Origin of the sequence: Priestia sp. FSL P4-0332, from assembly GCF_038005845.1 — a bacterium.
Taxonomy (GTDB): Bacteria; Bacillota; Bacilli; order Bacillales; family Bacillaceae_H; genus Priestia.
In genome coordinates this window covers 1,912,269-1,926,000 of the sequence record NZ_JBBOUA010000001.1, presented here as the reverse complement: position 1 = coordinate 1,926,000, position 13,732 = coordinate 1,912,269, and the positions used below count along the sequence as shown (strand labels likewise).

The window sequence follows — 13,732 nt, the reverse complement described above, 5'->3', positions numbered from 1 at the left end:
TGTTTATAAACGAGAGTAGAAATTGTTTCTACTCTCGTTTGTCCTTTAAACTTCCAAAATATATTGATTTAAAATAGCCTTTAATCGTTCTTGTCTTCCTGATTTATTCACAATATTCGGATTTTTAAACGCGTACTGCTCCAGTGTATGGAAGTTAGCTTTTCCTTCCACAATCTCAAGCCCAATTCCCTCTTTAAAACTGCTGTAGCGCTCGTTGATAACATTTTCGAAAACACGATCTTCTACTAATTTATGCGCTACTTTCAATCCTCGAGCAAACGCATCCATTCCTGCTACATGAGCATAAAGTAAATCGTCTTGTTCAAAAGAACCTCTGCGTACTTTGGCATCAAAGTTTAATCCTCCGCTGCCCAGCCCTCCATTTTGCAGGATTTCATACATTGCTAGCGTTGTAGAATATAAATCCGTTGGGAATTCATCTGTATCCCAGCCTAAAAGAGGGTCACCTTGGTTTGCATCCACTGATCCTAATAAGCCTTGTACTCTAGCTACTCGTAATTCGTGTTCAAATGTATGCCCAGCTAACGTTGCATGGTTAGCTTCTAGATTAAGTTTGAAGTATTTATCTAATCCGTATTGTCTTAAAAATGAAATAGTTGTTGCTGCATCGGTATCATACTGATGTGTCGTAGGCTCTTTAGGTTTAGGTTCAATTAAAAACTGTCCCGTATATCCAATTTCGGTTGCGTAATCTACAGCCATATACATAAATCTGGCTAAGTTATCTAACTCTAACTGTAAATTTGTGTTAAGCAGTGTTTCATATCCCTCACGGCCGCCCCAGAATACATAATTTTCCGCACCTAGTTCTTTTGCTGTTTCAAGCCCCTTTTTTACTTGAGCCGCCGCATAAGCAAATACATCTGCATTACAAGAAGTAGCTGCACCATGAACGAACCGGGGATTTGTAAACATATTCGCTGTGTTCCATAATAACTTTACGTTACTTGTTTGCATGTATTCTTTGATCATAGTGACGATAACATCAAGATTTTTATTTGTTTCTTGCAACGTACTGCCCTCAGGAGCAACGTCTCGATCATGAAATGCGAAGAATGGAACATTTAATGTTTCAAAAAGTTGAAAAGCTGCCTCAACTCTCGCTTTTGCTAAATCCATTCCATCATATCTATCCCAAGATCTTTGCATAGTAGCTGCACCAAAAGGATCCGTCCCATCTGCTGTAAACGTGTGCCAGTAAGCAACAGAAAAACGCAGCTGATCTTTCATCGTTTTACCGCCTACTACTTCGTCAGGGTTATAGTATTTAAAAGCTAAAGGATTTTTAGAATCTTTACCTTCGTATAAAACTTTGTTTGCGCTTTCAAAATAATTAATTTTATTAGTACTAGTTTGGACCATTTGTCATTTCCCCCTTTGATTTAAGTGAACAAGTTTATCCAATAACTATCTTAATTCGGTTAGTTTGTTTATCCAATAAACTAACTTTATTTCATCATATACAAAATAAATGTTTATTTCAATGTTTTTTTTAGAAAATTTAGTTATAATATTAGGTAAGATACTTTTAAATATCTAATTAAAGCTTCATAAAACGCCAACTTAGTTCGATAGATAAACAAAGGAGTGGTTATTATTCAAATTGCAGATCAAGCTTTAGTAAAAAAAATGAATCAAAAATTAATATTAGATGAAATTTTAAAGAACTCCCCTATCTCCAGGGCAACTCTCTCTGAGATTACAGGATTAAACAAGTCTACTGTCTCCTCTCAAGTAAATACACTGCTTGAAAAAGATTTTATTTTTGAAATTGGGGCAGGGCAATCCAGAGGCGGCAGAAGACCTGTAATGCTTGTTTTTAATAAGAATGCAGGCTACTCGATCGGTATCGATATAGGAGTCGACTATCTTAACGGAATTCTAACCGACTTAGAAGGAAATATTATTCTTGAGAAGACTTCTGACTTGTCTAGTTCTTCCGCTAGTGAAGTAAAAGAGATTTTATTTGCACTTATTCATGGTTTTGTAACCCATATGCCTGAGTCCCCTTATGGTCTAGTGGGAATAGGAATTTGTGTTCCAGGTCTTGTAGATCGTCATCAGCAAATTATTTTTATGCCTAACTTAAATTGGAATATCAAAGATTTGCAGTTTTTAATTGAAAGTGAGTTTAATGTTCCGGTTTTTGTTGAAAATGAAGCTAATGCAGGAGCATACGGTGAAAAAGTATTTGGTATGACAAAAAACTATGAAAACATCGTTTACATCAGTATTAATGTCGGAATTGGAACTGGACTTGTTATTAACAACGAATTGTATAAAGGTGTTCAGGGTTTTTCTGGGGAAATGGGTCATATGACGATAGATTTTAATGGCCCCAAATGTAGCTGTGGAAATCGAGGCTGTTGGGAATTATATGCTTCTGAAAAAGCGTTACTGGCTTCGCTCTCTAAAGAAGAAAAGAATATTTCTCGAAAAGAGATTGTGGAACGCGCAAATAAAAATGATGTAGAAATGTTAAATGCACTTCAAAACTTTGGCTTTTATATCGGAATTGGATTAACTAATATTCTTAATACATTTGATGTAGAAGCTGTTATCTTGAGAAATCATATAATTGAATCTCATCCCATTGTTTTAAATACGATTAAAAACGAAGTTTCTTCTAGAGTCCATTCTCATTTAGACAATAAATGTGAATTATTGCCTTCTTCGTTAGGAAAAAATGCACCTGCGTTAGGAGCGGTTTCTATCGTTATTGATTCTTTTTTAAGTGTTACCCCTATAAGTTAGTTAAGTGAACGCAAAGGTTAGCAAACTATATCACGTTTGATCTTAAGAATGAAACAGCTATTTTCGATTAATTGATTTTCTATAAAAGGGAAAGAATTACCCTCTTCTAATAAGAGTGTTATGTCTGTCTCCACCACCTTTTTCATCCCATGCAGCCAGTCACCTATCATAACGGCAACTGGCTGTTTATATGTTATTGGCAACCTGCTTTTTTCTAAATTACGGAGAGTCTTGCCTTTTAGGTTAGTTTACCTGCTTTTCAAATTATGAAGCATGTCTTGTCAGAGTAGTTATGACTTCCTTATATTCCTCTAACTCTTTGGTCTGTGCGAGAGTATTGATTTTCTCTAGCGATAAAAGAGAGCTCTGAATAATAAATGTGCGAGGCTCCGTATCATTTTGCAGTAATTCATCAGATATAAACGTCACAAATTCCAGACCCTTCTTTTGTTCCTCTTCATTTATTAGTTTATTTTCAATCACCCGTTTTAACTTCGCGGTTACGCGCGTAAGCTCAGTCGAAAAATGACTTTCTGTTTTCTCATTAAATACCGCAGAGTAAACGGAAGGATTAAATAACTGTTCTTTTTGTTCTGCTACTTCGATTACGATTTCCTCTATACGCTTCATACAATAACGGACAATTTGTTCAATAGGCAATGGATAGTTTAGTGCTTTATTCATTTTAAATATATTGTTAAGCATTCCTTCTAGCAGCACAGCTCCATCAAATAAATAAGGAGAAGTCTTAGAGGGGAAAATCTCCTGAAAGCGTTCATATATCCAGTTGAATGTTGCTGCTTTTAACTCCTCTATATATTGAAATGTTTTGACCTCATTTAAAACGAGTGTACTTTCAATCATTTCAGGAATTTTGTTTTGCTCTGCAAAGCTCAGCATAAAAATTATCTGCTCTTCAAATAGCTTCTGATTATCTCCTTTATATTTAATGGCTACTTTTTCTCTTTGTAGAATAAGTGATTCTTGCAAAGACGAAAGTAATGAGAGAAGCAGTTCGCTTTTAGATGAAAAATATTTATAAAATGTTCCTTTTGAAATACCGCTTCTTTCTAATATATCTTGTACCGAAGTGTCTACGTATCCTTTTTCCATAAAAAGCTGGTGCGTATGCCCTAAAATATCGAGCTGTTTTTGATTCATTGCTGCTACTCCTCTGTTTACAATTTACTTTTTATTTAGTATAACTTATCTGCCTTTTCTTACGTGAACTTTATCCTTTTTCCTTGATAAATAAATAAAAATAATTATATACTATTAGTACACTTTTATACACTAAGTATAAAAGTGTACTAATAGTATAGGTAATTCAACAAAGTAATTATTGATCTAGCAAGTGACAACTACTAAGCGCTATGTAGCTAGTAGATTCCAAATTTATACCTATTCTGAAGGAGGAATAAGATCATATGAACAAAGAAGTCATTCCCGTTACAGAAATTCCAAAATTCCAATCACGTGCAGAAGAGTTTTTCCCTATCCAATGGTATAAAGAAATGCTGAACAACCACCCTGTTTATTTTCATGAAGAAACAAACACCTGGAATGTATTCCAATACGACCATGTTAAACAAGTCTTGAGCAACTACGAATTTTTTTCAAGCGATGGACAAAGAACCACTATTTTTGTTGGAGATAATAGTAAGAAAAAAAGCACATCTCCAATTACCAATCTTACAAACTTAGATCCTCCTGACCACCGGAAAGCGCGATCTTTGCTTGCTGCAGCCTTTACTCCTCGCAGTTTAAAGAACTGGGAACCGCGAATCAAACAAATTGCAGCAGAGCTTGTAGAAGCGATACAAAAGAATTTAACTATTGATATTGTTGACGATTTATCTTCTCCTTTTCCTAGTTTAGTTATAGCAGATCTATTTGGCGTACCGGTAAAAGACCGATATCAGTTCAAAAAATGGGTAGATATTCTGTTTCAGCCTTATGACCAAGAAAGATTAGAAAAGATTGAACAAGAAAAGCAACGTGCAGGAGCTGAATATTTTCAATACCTCTACCCGATTGTCATTGAAAAGCGCTCCAACCTTTCTGATGATATTATCTCAGACTTAATTCAAGCCGAAGTTGATGGTGAAACATTCACAGATGAAGAAATTGTACACGCTACCATGCTGCTTTTAGGTGCAGGCGTTGAAACCACAAGTCACGCTATTGCAAATATGTTTTATTCTTTTTTATATGACGACGAGTCGTTATACAGCGAGCTGAGAAACAATAGAGAATTAGCTCCAAAAGCAGTAGAAGAAATGCTTCGATATCGGTTTCACATCTCCAGACGAGATCGGACGGTTAAACAAGATAACGATTTATTAGGCGTTAAGCTAAAAAAAGGAGATGTGGTTATTGCGTGGATGAGTGCATGTAATATGGATGAAAATATGTTTAAAACCCCTTTTTCTGTAGATATTCACCGTCCAACTAATAAAAAGCACTTAACATTCGGAAACGGACCTCATTTTTGTTTAGGCGCCCCTCTTGCTAGACTTGAAATGACAATCATATTAGAAGCATTTTTAGAGGCCTTTTCTCACATCGAACCATTTGAAGATTTTGAATTAGAGTCGCATTTAACAGCTTCAGCTACGGGGCAATCTTTAACATATTTGCCGATGACGGTGTACAGATAAAGTCTATGTGCATGCCAAAGTAGAGAAACGTGAAAGAGGTTTATCTTCTCTCATGTTTCTCTTTTCTTTTATTATCTCGTTTAATTATTTATGTACCAAGTTTAGGAGGCCTTTAATATGATTTAAAGCTGACAGTATCGAAATTTAAGTGACGATGAGCCGGTTAACGAAATATCAGCTATTGTCTTCTCTGCCTTAATACATCTTCTATAAAATGCTGATACAAATAATTAATAAGAGCAGTCGCAGTCGAGATGATAAAAAGTTGAAAACGCGTCATGTTGACCATGTTGTATACCTTTAGTTTTTCTGCCAGACTCGTCAAAGGATAAGCAAATAGATAATCAAATAGAACGTTAATCAGCAAATATTTTTTGAAATTTCCATAGGTCAGCTTGAATACCCAAAAATTAGCTACAAAAAATGGTCCAAAGATAAAAGAAATGTCGCTTGAAAGTTTAGGAAAAAGAGGTTTTCTCACTTTCCACCAAGTAAAGCTTTTAGATAACTCACTGATAAAGGCAATAACCAATGAACTAAACGTCAAAACAGGTAGGTATCTTTTAAAGACAAATTTATCAACTTTTACTATAGACAGCCAAGGCAATAAAAGTACTGCCAAAAGCGTTAATTTTCCTTTCATTATGTACCCAACTCCTGCCGTTACGAAAATGTAAGCTAGATCATATCCTCTTTAGTTTGTGTAATAGGCTCTTTTTTATGTGCTTATTACACTGCGTTAGTTCTTTTATTCACCTTTTATTAAAAAATTTTTTCCTTTCTTTATTTTAATCCTGTACTTTTTGGCTTTTAGGAAATTATTGATTCTCATATTCTGCATGTGCATGGAGAAAATACGGAGGTGAATGTTTAAAAGGAGGAAATAAAAATGACTACAGTACGTGAAGTTATGACTAAAGATGTGAAAGCTTGTGCACCGCACGACCCAGTAACAGCAGCTGCAAAATTAATGCGTGATATTAATTGTGGTTCTGTGCCGGTGTGTCAAGAAAATCGAGTAATGGGAATGATCACAGACCGTGATATCGTATTAAACTGCGTGGCGGATGGAAAAGATTGCAACACTGTGCATTGCCATGATTGTATGACCAAAGATGTAATTACGTGTTCTCCGGATACGGATATTCACGAGTGTGCACGTATGATGGCTGACCATCAAATTCGCCGCATTATTGTAGTGGAGAATAATAATATGGTTGGAATCTGTGCAATCGGCGACCTTGCGACGGTTAACGTATATGTTGATGAAGCCGGTGCAGCATTAAGCGAAATTTCTAATCAAGTTCATTAAAACTTTTCAGCATATAAATCCTTAATGCTTGTACAAAATAACCCTGTCTGCAAGGAGGTGCTAACATGCCAAATTTAAACGATAACAAATTTAAAAAGATTCAGTCTGAGAGTCAAAAGCAAGGAAAGTCTCAAGAAGAATATGCAGCTGAGCTTGACGCTAATCGTGCAAAAAGCCAAAAGAAAAAGTAACAATAAAAAAGGATTACAATTGGCAGAGGCTCGTTTGTAATCCTTTTTATAATCCCGTTTTGTTACAGGCTGCGATCAGTTATAAATGTATAGTGAGTATATGCTTCATACTTTTCACCGGGCTTTAATACACAAGAAGGAAAATGCTTATGATGAATAGCGTCCGGTAAACCTTGTGTTTCTAGGCAAACACCGAGGTATTTCTCTGAGTGAACTCCTCTAATTTCAAATTCTTCGTCTAGATGATTTCCCGTATAGAGAACAACTGAAGGCTGATCCGTTTTGACTTCTATTTTGCGGCCGCTTGCAGGATCAAATAATGACATCTGATTTTTAGCTTCTGCTTCTAAAAGAAATGGATGATCGTACCCTTTACCCACTAATATGTTTTGCGGATGTGTGGATTCCACACCTTCCTTGAGACTATGTCCTTCTCTAAAATCAAATGGGGTACCTGTGACATTTAGCGTTTCTCCAGTAGGTAAAAGATCATCATTCAGCTCTAAGAATTCGTTACTTTTCAGCTTCAAAACATGATCCAAGACCGTTTCTTTTAGATTTCCGCTTAAATTGAAATACGTATGATTTGTTAAATTGATAAGAGTGTCTTGATCTGTTGTTCCTTCATAAGAAATATGGAACTCATTTTTATTCGTTAATGTATACGTAACTTTCACTTCAAGGTTGCCGGGATACCCTTCTTCTCCGTCTTTACTAACATATGTAAATTCAACACCTACATGGTCACTTGCTTCAATTATTTTGGCATTCCATATCTTATGGCTGAATCCTTCTTTTCCGCCATGCAAATGATTGTTTCCTTCATTTTTCTCTAGACGATAGGTTTCATTATTAAGCTCAAACGATGCTCCACCTATACGCCCTGCTACGCGTCCGACCACAGCTCCGAAATAAGGAGAATACTTTTGGTATTCTTCTATTGAATCAAATCCCAATACAACACTTTCAATCTTCCCTTCAGAATCCGGCATTTCAATATTTGATATCACACATCCATAGTCAAGGCAGGTAATTTTAAGCCCTTCATCATTTAATAAGGTATAAGCATGTACAGCTTGATTGTTTAGTTCGCCAAATTTCTCTGAGTTCACTTTCACTTTTAATCAGTCCAATCCTCTTTTTATTCGTAAATTGCTTAACGGATCCTACATGTTATAAACATCGGATATGTTGTTATAGTTCCCTCTGCAATACTTCCTGAATCTTCATTATTCTCATTTTATTGTAATCGTGTACATTTCTTAATTCAAGCTTGAATGATAAAGGCTGGCCACTGTGTGTCATTGCTATTTCTTTAGTATTCCTAAGTATTCTTCCCAAGGTCCTACATCTTCTCTATATCGTTCTGCCATTACTCGAACAATTTGCGCAATATGGGTTAAATCATGAGCAACCCAAGTCGAGAGCAACTCTCTGACTTTTACTTCCCCAAACGCCGGGTGTTCTCCTCTCACTTCAAGGTGCTTTTCATGCTTAACTAGCAGCTTTAGTTGATGTAAATTCTGTATTCTTATCTTTTTGAATTCAAGAAGCTTCTCTTCAATAGAACTAGCAGATTCCTTGTTTAAATGGGCATAGCGGTCAAACGGAGGAAAAACTCCCTCTTTTCCTTTTTGAAGGATAAATTCTAGCCTTGGTATCCAATTGTTTTTTTCTGCTTCTATTAAATGTTCTATGACTTCGGAGGTATTCCACGTTCCTTCTCCTTCATTGCATTGCAGCCACCCTGCAGATAGACCAGACAAAAGTTTTTCAAGTGTTTGTGGCGTATGCTCAAGTATTTCAAACGCTTCTTTTAAATTAAAATTCATATCAATTCCCCTTTCTCAACGTAATGATGCTGAGCTATCAGTTATGTAAATCCTTTAGAGATTATAGTCAATTTTACCATAATTCGCTTCTATTAAAGGAGCCAACTATTTTTCTAATTCCTTTTATGATGGCTAAAACAAAACAAGAACACACGTTTGGTTTTTCTCTAGAAATATGATAAAATATATATAGACTAAAACGCAGTGAGTATCAGTCTGAATAGGCACTGCTCATTCGTAAAATAGATTGCTAGCAACTTTTTCATCTTGAGCTTTTCGTGTGAATTGGAGTGAGACAACAGTGAGTAAAAATCAAAAGCGATGGACAAAAGAAGAAGATAGATTTCTTATCCAACACTATGGTGCTATGACGCTTCAAGAGATGGGTAAGCATTTACATAGAAGCAAGGAATCGGTTAATAAACGACTTACTCGATTAAATCTTCGTGCTTCGGATACAGCTTTACGTAAAAAATGGACGCTTGAACAAGATGCTTTTTTGCAGGAGAACATTGATGTCATGAATAACCGTGAAATGGCACATTCCTTAGGCAGAAGTCCTTCTTCTATTGCTACGCGCATAAAAGTTTTGGGACTAACACGAAAAACGGCGATGCGAAGATGGACGCTGCAAGAAGACGAATATTTGCTAAGGTATTACGGGGTAAAACCTCTTTCACACATATCAGCTAAATTACAGCGAAGTGTGCAAGCGCTAGAATCGAGGTTGAACCGTTTAGAAGTGTATGGAGCCAAAGCACACGTAGGACATATTACAGCGTGTGAACTAGCAGCCTGCCTTGAAGTAGATGTTCATACAATTTACAAGTGGATTCATAAAGAGAATCTACCGTACAAAATGATCATCGCCAAGACCAGAACATTTATGGGAATTGACATTCAATCTTTTTGGAAGTGGGCTGAACAAAATAAATCGTGCCTTAACTTTTTTAAAATACCTAAAAATACGCTTATTCCAGAACCAGCGTGGGTGAATGAACAAAGAAAACTAGACTATGTAAAGCTCCCTAAATACGAGCATAAAAAGTGGACAGCAGAAGAAGATGCCAGATTGTGGCGTATGTTTTATCAGGAAAAGCGCAATCAGCGAGAAATTGGGCAGCTGCTTGGGCGTTCGAGAAATAGCGTGCAGCGACGCTTAGAGCGTTTACGTAAAAAGAAACTAGTTAGTTAAACGATAAAAAGCTTGGAATAAGCTATGCTTACTCCAAGCTTTTTTTATTGATATGACTTTTTGTTAAGCTTTAACTGCTTTTTCCCAATCTGCTGCAAATTTTTCCATTCCTTGGTCAGTTAACGGATGTTTTGCTAATTGCTCAATAACAGCGTATGGAATTGTGGCAATATGAGCTCCTGCAAGTGCTACACGCGTTACATGATCCGGATGTCTTACAGATGCCGCAATAATTTGAGAGTCGATGTTTTGAACGCGGAATAACTCAGCAATTTTAGATACCAGCTGTACTCCGTCTTCTGAAATATCATCAAGACGTCCTAAAAATGGAGAAACATACGTCGCTCCAGCACGAGCTGCTAAAAGCGCTTGGTTTACTGTAAAGATCAGGGTTACATTTGTTTTTACGCCTTTTTTAGCAAGGTAGCGCGTCGCTTCCAAGCCAGCCAATGTCATAGGCAGCTTAATCGTAATATTTTTATCTCCGTCGTTAATTTTAATCAGTTCTTCAGCTTGAGCAATCATCTCTTCAGCAGAAAGTGCGTCAGGAGTTACTTCAGCGGAAACGGATTCAACTTCCGGTACCATTTGAAGAATTTCTTCGATGCGGTCTTCAAATCTTACGCCTTCTTTTGCTACTAAAGATGGATTTGTTGTCACACCAGCTAGAACACCTACTTTGTATGCTTTCTTAATATCCTCAAGGTTTGCTGTATCAATAAAAAATTTCATCTCACTATTCCTCCTTATTGTTGTCCATAAATCTGCATTTCAACGTACGAAAACTATAGCCTAGCCAATTTGCTGTAGCGCATATAGGTTTTCTATAGAAGCGTTTTCAATCTCTTTTGCAGTTAATACCTTTAATTTTTCTAAAAATTGTATAGCGTCCACTCGGTCTTCAATGTCTTCTTCTGTACGAATATTCTCCGTTTTAATCTGGTGGATACATTCGTTGATAACTTCTTTGTACGCATTCGTTTGAATAAACCATTCTGCTAACAGCGTTTTTGTTGCTTCTCTTTCTTCTTCACTTTTAACCGCAAACAAACTCTCTGTTTCCGTTTCACTGAGCATAAGGCTGCTAAAATCGTGATTCATACAAATCCAAAAATAACCTTTTTGGCTATCGTAATACTTTCCTTCCCTTAAAAGAAAATACTTGATTCCAAATTTAATTTTATGAGATTGGTTCTCTGAACTCGGCATATGAATTTCTTTTATTTCCACGCTTTCTGGTACATCCAGGTATGTCTCTAAACCGTACTTTGTATTTACTACTTTTGCATCCAATATGTCCATCCTCATTCTCCTTTTCTCAAGTTCTATTTATTTTTATAAAAAAACAGAGGCCTGATTTTATGTAATAACGAATCCAGTTTTTGTGGATGTTTTTCTTAACCAACCGACATGTTTCACTGTTTACGCTTTCATTATATATCAGATTATTCGAAAAATCACCAAAAACAATCAAATTCATTCAAAAAAAGTCATAAAATCGTAAAAAATAGTCAAAAAAGGTCATTATTCATTAAAAATAGATATACTTTTATGTTAATTGCGTGCTTCACTGTATCTTAAGGGAATTACCTCTTCAAAAAAACCGGCTTTTATTACATACCCTCTCTGCAAAAATATACCCACTCATTTCACCGTTTTTTCACTTTAACATGCTATCCTGTAGTATAATTTTGTTTCACATGCTAATTCCCAATAATTTTTACCGTTTAAGGTTATTCGTTTTTATTAGTGGGAAAGTTACATAAATACAACACGTTATAGGGGGACTTTAACATGGATAAAAGAATTGAAACATTAAAAGAAAAGCTGCCTGATAATCATAAGGAGGTTGCTGTTCTGACCTCTCATATTTTTGATGCGCTTGATAAATTAACAACTGAGCATCGTAGATACGTTGATATTTCGGCAGCAGCCAAAATAAAGCCTAACCCGGATGAAGAGAGAGCTTTTTTTGATACCATTTATCAAGTAAAAACACTCATTATGTCAGAGCTTGAAAAAACCGTTGAGGATATCGAGCATAAAGGTGATAAAAACTGGCATAAGAACTATAAAGATGGAATCGAGTAACGATTAAATAAGATGTTTAAAAGCCTGTGCTTTGTGAAGCACAGGCTTTTTTCTATAAGTCCCTCTACTGGCTTGATTTGGAGAGCTCTTGGAATTCAATCATTGAAGATTTAATACCGTTACTTTTTCACGAGTCATGGATTCAATACTTTTACGAATGCCTTGAGCACCCATACCGGATCCTTTTACGCCGATAAAAGGAAAATGATCAGGACCGCGTTCTGTACGGCCGTTGATTTGAACGGAGCCGACTTCAATTTTGTTTGCAATTGAGAAGGCTTTATTAATATCTTTTGTAAAAACACTTGCTTGTAAGCCAAATTCTGATTCGTTTGCTATATCAACGGCTTCTTGATCAGAAGCGACGCGGATAATTGGTAACACAGGACCGAATGGTTCTTCCCATGCCACGCGCATAGTATCATTCACGTCATCTAAAAGCGTAGGATAGATAAGGTTTCCTTCACGCTTGTTTCCAGTCACAACTGTTGCACCTTTTCCTAGTGCATCTGCAATTAAAATCTGAATAAAGTCCGCTGCTTTGCTATCAATTAATGGAACGATCGTACATCCATCTTCAGGAGAACCGACTGATAGTTTATGTACTTCTTCTTTTAAAATATTTACGAGCTCGTTTGCCACTTTTTCATGCACAAGTACACGTTTAATAGCTGTACAGCGCTGACCGGAATAAGAAAATGCTCCGCTTATAATATGTTTTGCTGCTTCCTGTAAATCTGCATCTTCACATACAATACCCGGGTCTTTTCCTCCAAGTTCTAGTACAAGAGGAATCATGCCTGCCTTTTTAGCTAATTGAGTACCCGTGTTTGTTCCTCCGGTAAATGAAATCATGTTAATGCCTTTATGTTCAACTAAATAATCCCCAATAACAGATCCGCGGCCCGTTACGACGTTTACAAGACCTTGTGGAATACCTGCTTGATGAAGAGCTTCAATCATCTTAATACCGCTGATCGCTCCTTGCGTTGCGGGTTTGAAGATAACTGCATTTCCTGAAATAAGCGCAGGCGCCAGTTTAGCAGCTGCTAAATTTACCGGATAATTAAAAGGAGGAATTGCGAGTACAACCCCTAAAGGCACGCGTTCAACAATGGCAACTTTAGACTTAGAACCTCCTGGAAAACTATCTCCCTTCATGCTTTCTCCGTTCATATGAAGGGCTTCTTCAACTGTATAGCGAATGAAATCTGCTGTGCGCACTACTTCATTCCTTGCATCTTTTAAGCTTTTTCCAACTTCTTTCATAATAATTTCGGCAATTTCACTCTGCATTTTTACCAGCTCATCCGCCCAGTTGTATAAATATTTGGCACGTTCTTGCAGAGAAATTTCTGCCCACCCTTTCTGAGCTTTTTGCGCGGCATGTACTGCTTCATCGACCTCTTCTTTTATGATAGCCTGCACTTTTCCAATCACGTCATGACGGTATGGAGAAACAATGTCGATTGTCTGCCCTGATTTGCTTTCTTTCCACTCACCGTTAAGATAAAAAGAATAAGTTGATACATTTAATACCGTTGTTGTCATAAAAAGTCCCCCTTAATAAAAGTGAAATTATTATCAAAATTTTCAGTCTTTTTATCGAATGAAAACTCTGTGAATATCTGAGCAAAAAGAATTCTAGATGCATCCATTTCTATAACTTTTTATAT

General features: G+C 36.4%; 14 protein-coding genes. 6 read left to right on the top strand and 8 right to left on the bottom strand.

Going from position 1 to position 13,732, the window contains the following annotated elements:
* Window positions 1–45: 45 nt before the first annotated feature.
* Window positions 46–1,383, bottom strand: a complete 1,338-nt coding sequence (gene xylA, locus MKY06_RS09710; RefSeq protein ID WP_013056568.1) for a xylose isomerase — start codon at window positions 1,381–1,383, stop codon at window positions 46–48.
* Between the two features lie 234 nt (window positions 1,384–1,617).
* Between xylA and xylR the strand changes: the two genes are divergently transcribed.
* On the top strand, window positions 1,618–2,775 hold the full coding sequence (gene xylR, locus MKY06_RS09705; RefSeq protein ID WP_028408895.1) for a transcriptional repressor XylR: 1,158 nt from the start codon (window positions 1,618–1,620) through the stop codon (window positions 2,773–2,775).
* 264 nt (window positions 2,776–3,039) lie between these two features.
* Here the strand turns inward: xylR and MKY06_RS09700 are convergent, their stop codons facing one another.
* On the bottom strand, window positions 3,040–3,936 hold the full coding sequence (locus tag MKY06_RS09700; protein ID WP_013056566.1) for a TetR/AcrR family transcriptional regulator: 897 nt from the start codon (window positions 3,934–3,936) through the stop codon (window positions 3,040–3,042).
* 266 nt (window positions 3,937–4,202) lie between these two features.
* Here MKY06_RS09700 and MKY06_RS09695 point away from each other — a divergent pair, with 266 nt between their 5' ends.
* Window positions 4,203–5,435, top strand: coding sequence for a cytochrome P450 (locus MKY06_RS09695; protein WP_029321191.1), 1,233 nt, complete (start codon window positions 4,203–4,205; stop codon window positions 5,433–5,435).
* Window positions 5,436–5,613: 178 nt separating this feature from the next.
* On the opposite strand, the gene MKY06_RS09690 is transcribed toward MKY06_RS09695, so the two are convergent.
* Window positions 5,614–6,078, bottom strand: coding sequence for a hypothetical protein (locus MKY06_RS09690; protein WP_098278541.1), 465 nt, complete (start codon window positions 6,076–6,078; stop codon window positions 5,614–5,616).
* Window positions 6,079–6,324: 246 nt separating this feature from the next.
* Here MKY06_RS09690 and MKY06_RS09685 point away from each other — a divergent pair, with 246 nt between their 5' ends.
* Both MKY06_RS09685 and MKY06_RS09680 read left to right on the top strand, forming a co-directional pair.
* The gene (locus MKY06_RS09685; RefSeq protein WP_013056563.1) at window positions 6,325–6,747 is read left to right on the top strand and encodes a CBS domain-containing protein; all 423 of its coding nucleotides are present in this window, start codon (window positions 6,325–6,327) and stop codon (window positions 6,745–6,747) included.
* Between the two features lie 65 nt (window positions 6,748–6,812).
* Window positions 6,813–6,938, top strand: a complete 126-nt coding sequence (locus MKY06_RS09680; protein WP_013056562.1) for a hypothetical protein — start codon at window positions 6,813–6,815, stop codon at window positions 6,936–6,938.
* Between the two features lie 62 nt (window positions 6,939–7,000).
* Here MKY06_RS09680 and MKY06_RS09675 read toward each other — a convergent pair whose 3' ends face one another.
* Complete coding sequence (locus tag MKY06_RS09675) at window positions 7,001–8,056, bottom strand: aldose epimerase family protein (protein ID WP_013056561.1); 1,056 nt, start codon at window positions 8,054–8,056, stop codon at window positions 7,001–7,003.
* Window positions 8,057–8,245: 189 nt separating this feature from the next.
* A complete protein-coding gene (locus tag MKY06_RS09670; protein ID WP_064471572.1) occupies window positions 8,246–8,770 on the bottom strand; it encodes a DinB family protein in 525 nt (174 codons plus the stop codon).
* Between the two features lie 301 nt (window positions 8,771–9,071).
* Here MKY06_RS09670 and MKY06_RS09665 point away from each other — a divergent pair, with 301 nt between their 5' ends.
* Entirely contained in the window at window positions 9,072–9,965 is an 894-nt protein-coding gene (locus MKY06_RS09665; protein WP_340960613.1) for a sigma-70 family RNA polymerase sigma factor, read from the top strand.
* Window positions 9,966–10,028: 63 nt separating this feature from the next.
* Here the strand turns inward: MKY06_RS09665 and fsa are convergent, their stop codons facing one another.
* Together fsa and MKY06_RS09655 are read right to left on the bottom strand one after the other, a co-directional pair.
* Window positions 10,029–10,697 carry a fructose-6-phosphate aldolase gene (fsa, locus tag MKY06_RS09660; protein WP_013056558.1) on the bottom strand — a complete coding sequence of 223 codons (669 nt, stop codon included), beginning with the start codon at window positions 10,695–10,697 and terminating at the stop codon, window positions 10,029–10,031.
* A 60-nt stretch (window positions 10,698–10,757) separates the two neighbouring features.
* Window positions 10,758–11,267, bottom strand: a complete 510-nt coding sequence (locus tag MKY06_RS09655; protein ID WP_029321181.1) for a hypothetical protein — start codon at window positions 11,265–11,267, stop codon at window positions 10,758–10,760.
* A 492-nt stretch (window positions 11,268–11,759) separates the two neighbouring features.
* Here MKY06_RS09655 and MKY06_RS09650 point away from each other — a divergent pair, with 492 nt between their 5' ends.
* Complete coding sequence (locus MKY06_RS09650) at window positions 11,760–12,056, top strand: hypothetical protein (RefSeq protein WP_013056556.1); 297 nt, start codon at window positions 11,760–11,762, stop codon at window positions 12,054–12,056.
* A 99-nt stretch (window positions 12,057–12,155) separates the two neighbouring features.
* Here the strand turns inward: MKY06_RS09650 and MKY06_RS09645 are convergent, their stop codons facing one another.
* Entirely contained in the window at window positions 12,156–13,607 is a 1,452-nt protein-coding gene (locus tag MKY06_RS09645) for an NADP-dependent glyceraldehyde-3-phosphate dehydrogenase (protein ID WP_029321178.1), read from the bottom strand.
* Window positions 13,608–13,732 lie beyond the last annotated feature (125 nt).

What these genes read in the sequence shown, in the direction of transcription:
- xylA (WP_013056568.1), bottom strand. Translation starts at nt 1,383, where the DNA reads ATGGTCCAAACTAGTACTAATAAAATTAATTATTTTGAAAGCGCAAAC.
- MKY06_RS09700 (WP_013056566.1), bottom strand. Translation starts at nt 3,936, where the DNA reads ATGAATCAAAAACAGCTCGATATTTTAGGGCATACGCACCAGCTTTTT.
- MKY06_RS09695 (WP_029321191.1), top strand. Translation starts at nt 4,203, where the DNA reads ATGAACAAAGAAGTCATTCCCGTTACAGAAATTCCAAAATTCCAATCA.
- MKY06_RS09690 (WP_098278541.1), bottom strand. Translation starts at nt 6,078, where the DNA reads ATGAAAGGAAAATTAACGCTTTTGGCAGTACTTTTATTGCCTTGGCTG.
- MKY06_RS09685 (WP_013056563.1), top strand. Translation starts at nt 6,325, where the DNA reads ATGACTACAGTACGTGAAGTTATGACTAAAGATGTGAAAGCTTGTGCA.
- MKY06_RS09680 (WP_013056562.1), top strand. Translation starts at nt 6,813, where the DNA reads ATGCCAAATTTAAACGATAACAAATTTAAAAAGATTCAGTCTGAGAGT.
- MKY06_RS09670 (WP_064471572.1), bottom strand. Translation starts at nt 8,770, where the DNA reads ATGAATTTTAATTTAAAAGAAGCGTTTGAAATACTTGAGCATACGCCA.
- fsa (WP_013056558.1), bottom strand. Translation starts at nt 10,697, where the DNA reads ATGAAATTTTTTATTGATACAGCAAACCTTGAGGATATTAAGAAAGCA.
- MKY06_RS09655 (WP_029321181.1), bottom strand. Translation starts at nt 11,267, where the DNA reads ATGGACATATTGGATGCAAAAGTAGTAAATACAAAGTACGGTTTAGAG.
- MKY06_RS09650 (WP_013056556.1), top strand. Translation starts at nt 11,760, where the DNA reads ATGGATAAAAGAATTGAAACATTAAAAGAAAAGCTGCCTGATAATCAT.
- MKY06_RS09645 (WP_029321178.1), bottom strand. Translation starts at nt 13,607, where the DNA reads ATGACAACAACGGTATTAAATGTATCAACTTATTCTTTTTATCTTAAC.